Annotated in this window: 13 protein-coding genes and 2 tRNA genes; 13 read left to right on the top strand and 2 right to left on the bottom strand. The window is 56.6% G+C overall.

Translation table 11 applies throughout. The features are described 5' to 3' along the window. Nucleotides 1-5: 5 nt before the first annotated feature. On the top strand, nt 6-770 hold the full coding sequence (locus D8M41_RS05915; RefSeq protein ID WP_023133881.1) for an alpha/beta hydrolase: 765 nt from the start codon (nt 6-8) through the stop codon (nt 768-770). Between the two features lie 98 nt (nt 771-868). Here the strand turns inward: D8M41_RS05915 and D8M41_RS05910 are convergent, their stop codons facing one another. Continuing rightward, nucleotides 869-1,081, bottom strand: coding sequence for an RNA-binding S4 domain-containing protein (locus D8M41_RS05910; RefSeq protein WP_023133882.1), 213 nt, complete (start codon nt 1,079-1,081; stop codon nt 869-871). Between the two features lie 161 nt (nt 1,082-1,242). Between D8M41_RS05910 and D8M41_RS05905 the strand changes: the two genes are divergently transcribed. The 9 genes from D8M41_RS05905 to D8M41_RS05865 all read left to right on the top strand — a co-directional run bounded on the left by D8M41_RS05905 (nt 1,243) and on the right by D8M41_RS05865 (nt 11,830). Beyond that, nucleotides 1,243-2,622, top strand: a complete 1,380-nt coding sequence (locus D8M41_RS05905; RefSeq protein ID WP_023133883.1) for a glycine--tRNA ligase — start codon at nt 1,243-1,245, stop codon at nt 2,620-2,622. Nucleotides 2,623-2,703: 81 nt separating this feature from the next. Next, on the top strand, nt 2,704-3,768 hold the full coding sequence (locus tag D8M41_RS05900) for a GNAT family N-acetyltransferase (protein ID WP_023133884.1): 1,065 nt from the start codon (nt 2,704-2,706) through the stop codon (nt 3,766-3,768). Nucleotides 3,769-3,909: 141 nt separating this feature from the next. Next, nucleotides 3,910-5,076 carry a tRNA dihydrouridine synthase DusB gene (dusB, locus tag D8M41_RS05895; protein ID WP_006888042.1) on the top strand — a complete coding sequence of 389 codons (1,167 nt, stop codon included), beginning with the start codon at nt 3,910-3,912 and terminating at the stop codon, nt 5,074-5,076. Nucleotides 5,077-5,185: 109 nt separating this feature from the next. Then, nucleotides 5,186-6,547 carry a deoxyguanosinetriphosphate triphosphohydrolase gene (locus D8M41_RS05890; RefSeq protein ID WP_006888175.1) on the top strand — a complete coding sequence of 454 codons (1,362 nt, stop codon included), beginning with the start codon at nt 5,186-5,188 and terminating at the stop codon, nt 6,545-6,547. A gap of 99 nt (nt 6,548-6,646) precedes the next feature. Continuing rightward, complete coding sequence (gene dnaG, locus D8M41_RS05885; protein WP_006888249.1) at nt 6,647-8,617, top strand: DNA primase; 1,971 nt, start codon at nt 6,647-6,649, stop codon at nt 8,615-8,617. Between the two features lie 99 nt (nt 8,618-8,716). Then, a tRNA-Asn gene (locus D8M41_RS05880) sits at nt 8,717-8,789 on the top strand. Between the two features lie 550 nt (nt 8,790-9,339). Then, nucleotides 9,340-10,203 (top strand): phage holin family protein, encoded by an 864-nt coding sequence (locus tag D8M41_RS05875; RefSeq protein WP_023132857.1) that lies wholly within the window; start codon nt 9,340-9,342, stop codon nt 10,201-10,203. 274 nt (nt 10,204-10,477) lie between these two features. After that, the gene (locus D8M41_RS05870) at nt 10,478-11,677 is read left to right on the top strand and encodes a glycosyltransferase (protein WP_006888989.1); all 1,200 of its coding nucleotides are present in this window, start codon (nt 10,478-10,480) and stop codon (nt 11,675-11,677) included. 76 nt (nt 11,678-11,753) lie between these two features. Then, nucleotides 11,754-11,830: transfer RNA gene (locus tag D8M41_RS05865), tRNA-Ile, on the top strand. Here the strand turns inward: D8M41_RS05865 and D8M41_RS12150 are convergent. Beyond that, nucleotides 11,787-12,194, bottom strand: a complete 408-nt coding sequence (locus D8M41_RS12150; RefSeq protein ID WP_126926737.1) for an XRE family transcriptional regulator — start codon at nt 12,192-12,194, stop codon at nt 11,787-11,789. The two genes, D8M41_RS05865 and D8M41_RS12150, sit on opposite strands and share 44 nt — an antisense overlap. Nucleotides 12,195-12,305: 111 nt before the next feature. Between D8M41_RS12150 and D8M41_RS12145 the strand changes: the two genes are divergently transcribed. The 3 genes from D8M41_RS12145 to D8M41_RS05845 form a co-directional block, all read left to right on the top strand. Beyond that, a complete protein-coding gene (locus tag D8M41_RS12145; RefSeq protein ID WP_126926583.1) occupies nt 12,306-12,563 on the top strand; it encodes a helix-turn-helix domain-containing protein in 258 nt (85 codons plus the stop codon). After that, nucleotides 12,560-12,895, top strand: a complete 336-nt coding sequence (locus D8M41_RS05850) for a hypothetical protein (RefSeq protein ID WP_126926582.1) — start codon at nt 12,560-12,562, stop codon at nt 12,893-12,895. The genes D8M41_RS12145 and D8M41_RS05850 overlap by 4 nt, the downstream gene beginning before the upstream one ends. A gap of 32 nt (nt 12,896-12,927) precedes the next feature. Beyond that, a partial coding sequence (locus tag D8M41_RS05845; protein WP_148110202.1) for a hypothetical protein occupies nt 12,928-14,048 on the top strand: 1,121 nt, incomplete at its 3' end.

Here is a 14,048-nt window from a genome sequence, read left to right as displayed (position 1 = left end):
GGTGTATGAGCGAAAATACGTACATTGTCGAATATTCCCGGCCCGAGAATGAACGCGCCGGAACCCACCTGGTGCTTCTGCTGCACGGGTACGGTTCGCATGAGAAAGACCTGCTGACGCTGGCTGAACATCTGCCGCAGGAGGGCATCACCTACGCGGGAATGCGCGCCCCGCAGCCGGTAGGCACCCAGTTTTCGGCGGACGCAACCGGCGCGCACATTCCCGACGAGGCCATAGGTTACCAGTGGTACCCGCTGGACCGACAGCTCAACGCGGATGTGCGGACCATAGAACAGGCCAGCGACTACGTCCTGGAATGGGTCGAGCAGCACGAATCACACTATGTTTCAGTCTCGCTGGTGGGGTTCTCGCAAGGCATGGCGGTGGCGACTTCTATGGTGCGGCATCGCCCAGGAAAATTTGCTGCACTGGTGGGGCTCTCCGGATACGCGGTCGAATCAGACTCTCCTTATTTCAAGGACGACGAGCTCAAAGCCACCGAGCTGCCCGTTTTCTTCGGCAGGGACCAGGAAGACCCTATTATTCCGCAGCCCTTCGTGGATTACACCTACGAGTGGATTCGCGCGTACACCGACGGCATCAAAGTTCTGTATGCGGGTGCCGGGCACGGGGTAAGTGCCCTGGAAATTCGCCATGTGGGCGAGTTCATCGACGTGAAGGTGCTGGGAAACGCGCCGCGCATCCGTGCCGAGAAGGTTGCGGATGCAGCGGGTAATGCTGGGTCGCCAGAACAAGAGTCTGCCGACTAAAAGAACCTGAATAACGCATCCTGGGTTGTATAACGCACCTTCCGGCGGTGCGTTATACAACCCAAGATGCGTTTGTGGGAGGGGGAAGGATAGAAAACCTAGTCCTGAGCCACCTGCACACTCACCCCGTTGAAACTCACCGTATCGCCCGGATGCAGCTGTTTGCCCCGCGCCTCCTCAATCTGCCCATTGACCTTCACCAGCCCATGCTGGATCACCTCGCGCGCCTGCGCACCGTCTTCGACCAGATTAGCCAGCTTCAAAAACTGTCCCAGACGAATCATCTCGTCACGAATATAGATTTTCTCCATGTCACCAGTGTATCGGCGCCCAGAAACTACACGGCAAGACGGGTACGCAATGATACCCTAGTATCTTGTACTTGTGACCGTATATCCCGGCGCTTACCGCGCGCGGAAGAACACTGAACTCACGCACGCCACAGCCGGTGGCGGGGCATAAAGGAGTAAACATGGCAGAAAAGTCCACTCTCGACAATGTTATTGCGCTCGCTAAGCGCCGCGGCTTCGTCTTCCAGGCGGGTGAAATCTACGGCGGTTCCCGCTCCGCATGGGATTACGGTCCCCTTGGCGTGGAACTGAAAGAGAACATCCGTCAGCAGTGGTGGCAGCGTTTCGTGCGTTCACGCGCGGATATGGTCGGGCTGGACTCTTCGGTAATCCTGCCTCGCCCGGTGTGGGAAGCATCTGGGCACGTGGCAACCTTTATGGATCCGCTGGTGGAATGCCTCTCGTGCCACAGGCGTCAGCGCCAAGACCACCTGATTGAGGCTTTCGAAGCTAAAAAGGGGCGTGCACCCGAAAATATGAGTGAGGTTGTCTGCCCGAACTGCGGCACCCGCGGCGAATGGACCGAACCGCAGAACTTCTCAGGCCTGTTGAAAACCTACCTGGGGCCTGTCGATAACGAGGAAGGGCTGCACTTTCTGCGCCCCGAAACCGCGCAGGGCATCTTCGTGAACTTCAACAATGTGGTGACTGCGGCCCGTAAACGCCCGCCCTTCGGTATCGGGCAGATCGGTAAGGCGTTCCGTAACGAGATCACCCCCGGCAACTTCATCTTCCGCACCCGCGAATTCGAGCAGATGGAGATCGAATACTTCGTGCACCCCAACGAAGCAGATAAACACTTCGACGCATGGGTTGAAGACTGCTGGAACTGGTTCGTTGACTTGGGCATTAACCCCGAGAACATGCGCCAGTTCGATGTTCCTGAGGACGACCGCGCGCACTACTCGGCGGGCACCATCGACATTGAGTACCGTTTTGGTTTCCAAGGCGGCGAATGGGGCGAACTCATGGGTGTGGCAAACCGCACCGACTACGACCTAGGTGTGCACAATGAGCACTCGAATGCGAAGCTCGAATACTTTGATCAGGCCAGCGGCGAACGCTACGTACCCTACGTCATCGAGCCTTCCTTCGGCCTGACCCGCTCCATGATGGCGTTCCTCGTCGATGCCTACGTTGAGGATGAAGCCCCGAACACTAAGGGCGGCGTCGATAAACGCGTGGTTCTCAAACTTGATCCGCGCCTGGCGCCCGTGAAGGCCGCCGTTCTGCCCCTGTCGAAGAAACCCGAACTTTCCGGGCCCGCCCACAAGCTGGCAGAGGAACTGCGTGGCGTCTGGAATATCGACTACGATGAGGCGGGGGCTATCGGCCGCCGCTACCGCCGCCAAGACGAAATCGGCACCCCGTTCTGCATTACCGTAGACTTCGATACTTTAGAGGACCAGGCGGTTACCATCCGCGAGCGTGACACCATGAGCCAGGAGCGCGTGGCACTCGACCAGGTGAAGGCATACCTGGCGGCGCGTCTGGTTGCCTAAGCCCTTTTTCACCATGTACATGGGCGGGGTTCTCTGCAATGGAGAACCCCGCCGGTATTTTCACGCAGTCACTAGGATCTGGTGCAGAACCTAGCCGATACGTACAATAGTGAGAACCCTATCCTCGCGGTAAAACCCGCGCATTCTGCGGAAGAAAGGCACCCCATGAACACCTATGAATTTCGTCCCTGGCGCGAAGGCGACGATTTGGAACTTCTGCAGGTGTGGGGAGATCCGCGAAGCGAACAGGAGGCACAGCAGCGCGCATCGTTTGGGGAGGCCTCGGATGCCCCTTTTAGCCGAACCCTTGTGGTCACCGATTCGGGTGTGCCGATCGCCGCTGGCGTGGTGACCGCCTCGCTCCTGCATCCGCAACGCCTGTGGGCTTATCTTGAGGTTGCCGAAGGGCACCGCCGCGCCGGGTTAGGTACCGAGCTTTTAGACCGGCTGCGTGAGATCGCCGCCGAAAATGGGCAGGTCCCGAACGTCCGCGTGAAGCTTGCACCGTTTAGCACCGGCGAGGAATTTGCCCAAGCGAAGGGCATGAAAATGATTCAGCGCTCGCGTCTGATCCATATTGATGCGGGCGCGATTCCGCCGGTTTCCCTGCGTGAGGATGAGAACGGCAAACCCACTCAGGCGATTGAGGATTTGGCGACCGGCTCGGTTGAGCTGACCTCGAAGCTCTGGGAGTTCTACCGCGATTCGCATGAGTGGGATGTTCCTGCCGAGGTCGGGTTAGGGACCGTAAACCGGTATTTCCTCTCGGATGAGGCACGCGCCTTCGGGGCGCTGGTACTGCGCGATAACATTCAGCAGGCTGAGAAAGAGGGGAAGAAAGGCGAAATCATTGCCTTTGCGGTGAGTTATCACCCCTTTGAGACCGACCCTGCCGCCGCGCTGGTCGATGAGAATACCGCGACTGAGATTTTGCTCGGATATGACATGCAGAACGAAGGCGCGGTCGAGGCCATTATGCAGCTTCTTTCGCTGTTGACGGCGCAGTACCCGGTGGTGGTTGAGGTAGACGACTCGATGACCGCTCTCGTAGAGGTGACCGACGTTCTTCTGCGTGCCGGAACCGCGAGCGTGGAAGGCGACCCCGCCTATATTTACGCCAGCGATTATCCGGGTGCCGCTTCCTAAAGAACAAAGTGCCCAGAAGAGGCCCCAGAAAACTCGCAGCGTGAGGGCGTGACAACCTTGCCGAACGCTGACCGGTGCGCCTGTCGTGAACCGGGGTAGGTGCATCCGTGCCGATTTGCGTGTGTATGCCACAATATAGAGGTGAATTCTGAAGCCTCCCACCTGAAATTACCGCCGCTGAAACTCGGTAAACTGACCGTTGAAACGCCTGTGGTGCTCGCCCCGATGGCGGGTGTGACGAATAAGGCGTTCCGTCGTCTGTGCCGCGAGTACGGCGGCGGATTATATGTGACCGAGATGGTGACGGCGCGCGCCCTCGTGGAACGCAAACCCGAGTCGATGCGCATTATCGAACACGACGCGGACGAGCAGATTCGCTCCATCCAGATCTACGGGGTAGACGCGGTTAACGTGGGTAAGGCTATTCGGCTGGTCGTAGAAGAAGATCGTGCGGATCATATCGACTTGAACTTTGGGTGCCCGGCGCCGAAAGTCACAAAACGCGGCGGCGGTGCGGCGCTTCCGTGGAAAACCGATCTCTTCACTGCGATTGTGCATACGGCGGTCAAAGAAGCATCGCGCAACGATATTCCCCTGACCGTCAAAATGCGCAAGGGCATCGATGATGACCACATCACGTTCCTTGAATCCGCTAAGATCGCCCGGGATGCGGGTGTCTCTGCCATAGCCCTGCACGGGCGCACCGCTGCCCAACACTATTCGGGAACAGCGGACTGGGACTCCATCGCGCAGCTTCGCGAGGCGATTCCGGACGTTCCCATCTTGGGCAACGGCGATATTTTTGCCGCCGAAGATGCCGTGCGCATGGTCGAGCAGACCGGTGTGGACGGTGTGGTGATTGGGCGCGGCTGCCAAGGGCGCCCGTGGCTTTTCGGTGATCTGCAGAATGCTTTTGAGGGTAGCACCGAGCGTATCCGACCTACTCTGAGTGAGGTTGCCGCAATGATTTACCGGCATGCCGAGCTGCTTGTTGAGACCTTTGCGGATGAGTACAAGGGACTGCGTGAGATCCGTAAACATGTTGCCTGGTATTTCAAGGGTTACCCGGTGGGCGGTGAGCTGCGTGCCAAAATGGCGACCGTACCCGATTTAGCGACCTTCCGTGAACTGCTGGGGCAGCTTGATCACAGTATTGGGTATCCGGGGGCTGCGGTTGAAGGTTCCCGCGGCCGAGCCGGGAGCCCGAAGAAACCCCATTTGCCGGATGGGTGGCTTAACTCCCGTATTTTGGGGGACGCTGAACGGCTTGGGCTCGTGGAGGCAGAACTGGATATCTCGGGCGGATAATCGGGCGAGGTTTATCGTAGTCTGATAAAAACATTGCGTCTGGGCAAAATAGTGCTTATATAGGTAGTAGAAAGACACCAACCGCACCGGAAGCAGGAACGGAGGAGTGATGACTCGCCTTGCCGAGGAGGGGCAGGAACGCTGGGAATGGAACCTGCCCGCAGGGTACACCCCCGACGACTCAGAACGCTGGGTGCCCGAAATACATCCCTTCCAGGACCGCACCCCCTTTGAACGCGATCGTGCCCGTGTGCTTCATTCCTCCGCGCTGCGGCGGCTAGGCGCTAAAACTCAGGTCATGAACCCGGATACTGATGATTTCGTGCGTACCCGTCTCACCCATTCCCTTGAAGTTGCCCAGGTTGGGCGCGAAGTAGGCGGGATGCTCGGATGCGATCCAGACGTAGTTGATACTGCTTGCCTCTCTCATGACCTGGGGCATCCGCCCTTTGGACATAACGGCGAACGTGCCCTGAACAAGCTCGCCGCCCATATGGGCGGGTTCGAGGGCAACGCCCAAACCCTGAGGCTGCTCAGCCGCCTTGAACCGAAAGTGATCGCCGAACATGATGTATCTGCGGGGCTGAACCTGACCCGAGCATCCCTGGACGCAACCTGCAAATATCCGTGGACACGCACAGACGCACCACGTCGCGCAGATGGTACCCAAACCCACAAATTCGGTGTTTACGAGGATGACCTGCCGGTCTTCGAATGGTTCCGCGAGGGCGCACACGACGCCGGGGTAGAGCCTCAGCGCAAATGCTTGGAAGCGCAGGTTATGGACCTTGCCGACGATATTTCATACTCGGTGCACGACGTCGAAGATGCAGTCTTCGGCGGGCATGTGCAGTTGGAACAGCTGCGCGAAGCAAAGCACCGGCAGGCCGTCTTTGACATGACCCGCCAATGGTATCTTCCAGCCGCTACTGACGAACAACTGGATGCGGCACTCAGCCGGTTAGAGACCCTGAACCGGTGGGTTCCGTGCATGACCGGTTCGCGCGCCTCCCTGGCACAGTTCAAGGGGCTCACCAGTAAACTTATCGGTCGCTTCGCCTGGAGCGCCGTGGAAGCAACCCGCGAACGTTATGGGCGAAACACCCCGCTAACCCGCTATAGCGCCGAACTGATCGTACCGGAGGATACCCGAGACGAAATCGCCGTCATGAAGGGGATCGCAACCGCATTCGTTATGACGGTTCGTGACGCCCAACCCCACTACGAACACCAGCACGAAATACTGGGTATCCTCGTTGAAGCGCTCTACGAAGATTCCCAGCGTGCATACCCTCAGTACATCGACAGCATCTTCAGAACGGACTACGCGCAGCTGGGGACTCATGACGACGACGCACGCCTGCGCCTCGTCATTGATCAAGTGGCATCTTTGACCGATAGGTCGGCGGTTGTGCTTTATAAACGCATCAACGGAACCCCCTGGATGCTGGGGGAGAAGCCCCTGTGGTAGCGCAGCTTTCCACACGGCAGAGACAGAAATCCCGTGATAGACGGGCATGAAATACCTTCTAAAACTGCTATTACAGCACGGTGCAGCAGAAATGAGACGATGGCTGGACTAATCCGCAAAGAAGACATTGATGAAGTACGCGCCCGTACCGACATCCGCGAAATCATTGAGGGATACGTAACCCTCAAAGGTGCAGGTATCGGCGCGTACAAAGGGCTGTGCCCATTCCACGACGAACGCACGCCCTCCTTCAATGTGCGCCCGCAAATGGGAACCTACCACTGCTTCGGGTGCGGAGAATCCGGTGACGTCTACTCCTTCGTCATGGCGATGGAACACACCGGGTTTACCGAAACCGTTGAACGCTTAGCGGCGCGTATCGGCTACACCCTGCACTATGAAGGTGGGAACCCGCGAGACAGGTACGAAGCAAGCCTGCGCCGCCGACTTCTCGACGCACACAAAATCGCCGCAGAGTTCTTTGAACGCAGCCTCTACTCAGCGAACGCAGGGGAAGCACAACGCTTTCTCGGCGCTCGCGGGTTCGACCCAGCCGCCACCAAAACCTTCGGGGTTGGATACGCCCCCCGCGGCTGGGACAATCTGCTCAAACATCTGCGTTCCCAAGGATTTACCGACGAGGAACTGCGCGCTACCGGTATGTTCTCTGAGGGAAACCGCGGCCTCTACGACCGTTTTCGTGGGCGCATCATCTGGCCCATCCGCACCGTAGCGGGCGAAACCATCGGATTCGGGGCACGCCGCCTCTTCGACGACGACCAAGGCCCCAAATATCTCAACACACCCGAAACGCCGCTGTACAAAAAATCACAAGTGCTCTACGGCATCGACCTTGCCAAACGTGAGATGACCAAAACCAAACAGGTCGTCATCGTTGAGGGCTATACCGATGTTATGGCGGCACACCTAGCAGGTGTCAAAACCGCCGTAGCAACCTGCGGCACCGCCTTCGGCGCGGGGCACATCAAAGTGGTACGCCGCATGATCACCGATGATGGCTCCGGCGGAGAAATTATCTTTACCTTCGACGGCGACGCCGCGGGGCAGAAAGCCGCGCTCGCAGCGTTTGAAGAGGATCAGCGTTTCGTGGCACAAACATACGTGGCGGTCGCCCAAGAAGGTATGGACCCGTGCGACCTTCGCCTGCACAGGGGCGATGCGGCGGTACGATCCCTCATCGCCTCTCGCCGCCCGCTCTTTGAATTCGTCATCGACACAACCCTCAAACGCTTCGACCTGACAACCCTAGAGGGGCGTGTGCTTGCGATGCGCGCCATCGCGCCCATTATTGCTGGAATCAGGGACCGTGACCTGCGTCCGGCCTATATGCGTAAAGCCTCCGGACAGCTCGGTATGGAACTTGAGGAAATACAGCGTGCGGTTGCCTACGCCCAGCGTAACCCCAGCGGCAGGCGTTCCAACTACAATCAACGCAGAAACGACTCTCCCTACCAGAACGGCGAGACGCAGGCCCGACACCAGCCTGGGCCCATTGGTGCCGCTCACGCCCAGCAGTCGGCGCAGAACGCACCCACAACAGAACCTCAGCAGGAAGCTCCCCAGCCCGAGTTCTTCACCCCCAACCCCGCAGACCCCATTGCCCGCCTTGAACGCACCTGCCTGGAAATAGCGCTGCAGCACCCCAACCTCATGAGTGTGCCGCAATGGCAAGAATTTGCGCGTGTAAGCTTCCGCTACCGCACCCACCAAGAAATCGCCCGAGGTATTATCCACGCAGCCTCTCAGATAGCCCCGGCCCCCGGAGTCGCATGGCTCAACTATGTGCGTGCCGGATCCGCTGAGGAAGTCCACCACAGTATTGCCGAGCTGAGCGTAGCCCAGCTCCCTGTTGCCACTGCCGAGAAACTGCCGTACTACATTGAAGGAGTGCTGAACAGCCTCTTTGAGCACCAGATCTCACGCCAAAAATCTGACCTTATGATGCGCCTTGAACAGCTCAGCTCCACTCCTGACTCTGAAGAATACGGGCGCATCCAACGAGAACTGCTCGACTTAGAAGTGCGCCGCCGCACCATGACGCGCCACTAAAAGCAGAAAGTGTGATATATCACAAGATGGGGATTTGCGAACCCCACAAACCGCCGGTATAGTTATTATTCGTTGCAAACAACACAAAAAACAACATAATCCCCCGTAGCTCAATTGGCAGAGCATTCGACTGTTAATCGAAGGGTTACTGGTTCGAGTCCAGTCGGGGGAGCATTTAAAAGCCTCAGAGTTTCACCCTGAGGCTTTTCTTATATGGTGACTGGACTTGAACCAGTAACCCACTTCGCCCTGCGGAGGCGCTGGGGCGCCTCCTTTTGGGCTTCGTCTATTTCGAGTCCAGTCGGGGGAGCATTTAAAAGCCTCAGAGTTTCACCCTGAGGCTTTTCTTATATGGTGACTGGACTTGAACCAGTAACCCACTTCGCCCTGCGGAGGCGCTGGGGCGCCTCCTTTTGGGCTTCGTCTAGTTCGATCCAGTCGGGGAGTATCTCTAAAGATTTCTTGGGCTCCGTCTGCGGGGTGTCCTGGCTGTGTCGTCTTGAGGGCTCTTGCCGCAGCTGCCCTTGTTCGACAGTGAATACAGGCGCGCTATCCTCCTCCCAGTAAGCCCGCCCGCACCCGCGCCCACCAGTGAAAACCCGCAGAAACACTCGGAACCAAAGGTTCAAATTCAAAACTACGCGATTCAGTGGATAATAGAGATAGAATAGTACTTTACGGAGTGAAGTAAACTCCACGCATCAAAGTCTTGAGAGGTGGGCATGGCCACTAACACTAATCCCAAAGGCATTCGCGCCAGCCTAGTGGGGATTAAGAACGGCGTCATGAGCGTCATTGACGCTGGTAAAGTCTTCTCAACCTTGGGTATCAACCAGGTCAAAGACGAAATCCAGATTGCTAAACACGAGCTCAAAACCAAAGGTATTGCCGTTGGTAAAGGCGCGGCATTCCTAGCCATCGCAGCGTTCTTCGCGGCCCTATTCATTATCGCCATCGTCAGCGCTATTATTCTGGGTCTCGGCGAAATCATGAGGCCCTGGCTCGCCGCGCTCGTAGTAGCACTCATCTTCGCTATCGTAATCCTCATCACCGGCCTCATCGGGTACAAGAAAGTCAAAGCACAAATGCCGTTCGCCCCCAAATCGGCAGTCTTCGGGTTGCTCTTCGACCTGGGTGTACTGCGTGAAGGCAGCGCTATGACCGCGTCCCGGCTGAAAAAAGAACAAGCAGAACGCGCCGCCCGCAAACAGGCAGAGCGCGAAGCTGCTGCTGAGCAAGCTCGCCAAGAGGCTGAAGAACGCAAAGCACGCGGAGAAGTCGAACCGCAGCCACTCACTGAAGAGCAGCTTAGGCAGCGCACCAAAGAACGCCGCGAGCACTTGGCCGCTCTGCGCGATGACATGCAGAAATACAGTGAAGGCGTACAAGCAAACGCGCAGGGCATCATTGGCTCTGCCAAAGCTAAAGCGCAGCAGGCCCCCACAGAGGCCGTCAACGTCGGTCGCGGCTTGGCTGGGAACATCACCCAGCCCAACGTCGTCAAAGCACGCTGGAAATCATTCGCCGCACTCGGCGCTGCACTACCCGCAGCCCTGGTGTTCCTCCGCAGGTTCCTGCGCCGCTAAACACCACCCCCGCCGTACGGCGATGCGAAACACCGCGACTTGGCCCGCCACCTTCGAAAGGTGGCGGGCCAAGTCGCATCACCCCAACAACCCCACCCATCACCCATACGCCGCAAACTCACTGATTCTCAGAGAACTCTAAGGCTACCTACCTTCTCGTTAGGCTCAAGTAAAGCACCCAAACCGATAAAATAGTTGAATTGGAAAAATCACCTCACACCCTGTGCCCCGTATCACCCTACGAGGCTCATAATGACCAAGGAGTAGAACCGCGATGAAGCAGGCCCACACCATCCTCATCGGCGCCGAAACCTACCCGCCAGACATTAATGGGGCCGCCCAGTTCGGTCATCGCCTTGCCACCGCAATGCTTGGGCGCGGGCACGAAGTACATGTGGTCGCGGCCAGCCCCATGCGTGGACCCAGCTACCGCACCACTGTTGAGGGCGGTATTGTCGAGCACCGGCTGCGCTCACACTTACCCCCTACCCATGACACCAACCGCATCTGCATCCCCTGGGAAATCCACTTCGAAGTGGGGCATATTCTTGACGAAGTGAAACCAGACGTTGTGCACGTACAATGCCACTACATTATTGGGCGGGCCCTCATCACCCAAGCCCATAAACGCGGTATCCGGGTGATCGCCACCAACCACTTCATGCCGGCGAATCTCGATCCTTTCCTGCCGGTTCCCACGCCTATTAAACGCGTCATCTCAAAAGCCACCTGGATCGATATGCGCCGCTGCTTCTCTCGGGCCGCAGTCGTCACCACCCCCACCCAGATTGGCGCTGACGCCATGAGGGACCTTGGCGGCTTCACCCGTCCTGTCATGCCTGTCTCCAACGGTATTGAAATCGGGGACTACGAACTTGCCGAAGGGGCAACCATTGATAAGGCCCCCGGTGAACTTCGCATCACCTTCGTGGGGCGCCTTGCCCAAGAAAAAAATATTGATGTGCTCATTGAGGCCCTCTCTCTACTGCCGGAGCACCTGAACCACGTGATTCTTGATATAGCAGGTGGGGGAGAGCTGCGGGAAGAACTAGAGAAAAAAGCCCGTGACTGTGGGGTAAGCGAACGGGTCGTATTCCGCGGCTACGTGCCTGATGAAGACCTACCCGGGGTGTACCAGCGGGCCGATATTTTCTGCCAGCCCGGCACCGCCGAACTGCAGTCTCTCGTCTCCCTGGAAGCAATGAGCGCCTCAAAACCTGTGGTGCTTGCGAACGCTCTCGCGCTACCGCACCTTGTGGAAGACGGAGTGAACGGTTACCTCTTCGAGCCGAACAATGCCCGCGACCTCGCCCACAAACTCGCGGCGATCCTTTCACTTCCCGCTGCTGAACGTGAGCAGATGGGGCGTGAAAGCCGCCGCATCGTCGACTTCCACCGGGCTGATAACACGTGGCGCACCTTCGAAGAGCTATACGTAAGCGATGCCCCCTACGACCGCTTCCGCCACAGCTGACGCCCCTATTTTCCTAAACCCGGTTCGTCAGGTACTCTGGTTAAGGTTCGTGTAGCACATAAGCCGCACAAGCCGTGGGGGGTTAGCTCAGCCGGTTAGAGCAGAGGACTCATAATCCTTTGGTCGTGGGTTCAAGTCCCACACTCCCTACCAGCCGGGATGCTTCGTCTCCCGGGATGATGTCGTAAGTCGCTCCTTTTGGTATGAAACCAATGGGGGCGACTTTTTTCTTGCCTTTTTCTTCGGTGTAGGTGGGGGCAGGGAGTTTCGCGTTGACAATGTCCTCGCCTAGAAGCTCACTCAGGCTCAGCCCTAGAGCTCCTGCAATAGTCATGAGCTCGTCAGTCGTGAAGGGGGTGACGCCTTTTAACTTGTCGGAGACTGAGGGTACTGTGATGCCAAGGGTGGCTGCTAACCATTTTTGCCGTAGATCCTTACGGGACATCCAGATCTTAATCTCTTTTGCGATGGCTCCTTTGGGGAGCAGAATCTTATCCGTATCTTCAGTCTTTATCATGTTCTTAGTGTACCAGTATCAGGCTAATGTTTTATGGATAAACTATTAAAAATATGGCTCTCCCTTATTTTTTTGCTTGCATTGTAAGGCTGAGCCTTATATATTTGTGTTATGGCTGAATATAAACGTTACTCCCAAGTTATTGGAGCTGCTGTATGGGCTGAAGCCAAAGCTCAGAAGTTCACTCAACGAGAGGTTGGTGAGGCTCTAGGGCTTTCTGCTATGTCTGTAGGGCAACGATACCGAGGCGAGGTGCAATTTCGACCGGATGAGTTAGCAGCTGTTGCAAAACTTATGAACGTTGAGGTAGAGCACTTCACTATCCGCCCAGAAAATCAGCACCGATATGCACGAAAGGTTGAATCGTGAAACTGGATTCTAAGCTTTCCCAAATGTCTGCCGCTGAGGTTGGGATCGGACATTTCGTCCCCAAGAAGCAAGAGCAGCAATCAGGGCTGTACGCCGACGCTCGCGCGGAGCTAGAGAAAAACCCGCTACTGTCTCACATTCTTGCAAATTTTGAAGCACAGCACCGGCTGCCAGATCTTGCGGGTGATCCAGATGCAGTAATTACTCAAGCGCGGATCAGTCGATACCTGCTGCTGGGTGAGGCCCAGCATATTGCAGATCTCGTTTTTGATGTGACCAAAGCACGAACATGGAATGAGTTAGCGGCCTGCGGCACATTCCAGGATTGTTAGAGGAGATCTAGAGCGTGTCAAGGAAATGTGCCTTGTGGGCTGAAGAACATGTCGTAGGGCGTGACGGTGCCCAACGACTTCTAGAGGCTATTGCGGACTGGTGTAACGACGATGGAATCACGTTTGTAGGGCAAAAAAGGCTTCAATATAAAGTCGCCCCGATGCCTGAAAGCTCCGTTAAAGCCAATTTTAAATACCTCAAAGAGCATGGATATATACGTACCGAACAGCGCCGCAATCCTGTGACCAAAGCTCGGATGACAGACATTATCTATCTCAATCTTGAGAAGTGGGATACTCAGAAAATATCTTTTGAAGAAGCCCAGAAGGTCATGGAGCAATCCGGCATGACGATGGATCAGCTAGCTAAGTCTCCGCTGTTCTTAAAAGGGGCACATCAACACTATATTGATAGGCACTCTGACCAAGGTCTAGAAAACCTACCTAGCTCATTAATGGGTGATGGGCCTGTGGAAAACTCGATAAATGACCAAGGTCTGAAAAACCTACCTAGCTCTAAATCTGTGGATAACTCGCCTAAAACGCAAGGTCTAGAAAACCTACCTAGCCCGACCAAGGTAGGTTTAACTGGTGACCAAGGTAGGTTTGACTCCTCTGAAGGGGGTTCACGCGTTAAAAGGAACGCGCGCGCGCAGATTAACTTAAAGATTAAAGATTCATCTATCAGTCAATCTGTTAACAGTAGTGGGCCTGTGGAAAACTCTGGATCGACTGACCGATGGATGAAGATTGAAAATTCAAAAAATCCGCAGACGAATCTATCCCCAGGGGCTAGGGGTGAAAATTCCCTCAAAAGCCCTCAGGTAGCCCAGGGAGGCCCTGAAGCCTCTTTCGTGGGTAAATACTCACCCGTGACTGTTTTAGGCTCTCAGCGGGGCGTACAGGGCTCTGTGGGGTCTGAGGCAGGGCAGGTTGGTCCTGCTGGTGCCGTGGGTGGGGTGGACGCTAGGGGCTCAGAGGCTGCTGAGCGGTTCCATCGTGGAGTTGACCTAGAGCGGGTGAAGGCCACACTGTGCCACGCCGGAATACCGGCGACATCTGTGGACGCTGCGACGTTTGTTCGCATGATTGATCTGGTGCTGGGTCGGGCCACTGCCCCGGTGCAATCCCCAAATGGCTACGTCACAGCCGC

The organism is Rothia sp. HSID18069, assembly GCF_003989155.1.
In the GTDB taxonomy this organism is placed as follows: Bacteria; Actinomycetota; Actinomycetes; order Actinomycetales; family Micrococcaceae; genus Rothia; species Rothia aeria.
This window is presented reverse-complemented; position numbering and strand designations above follow the sequence as displayed.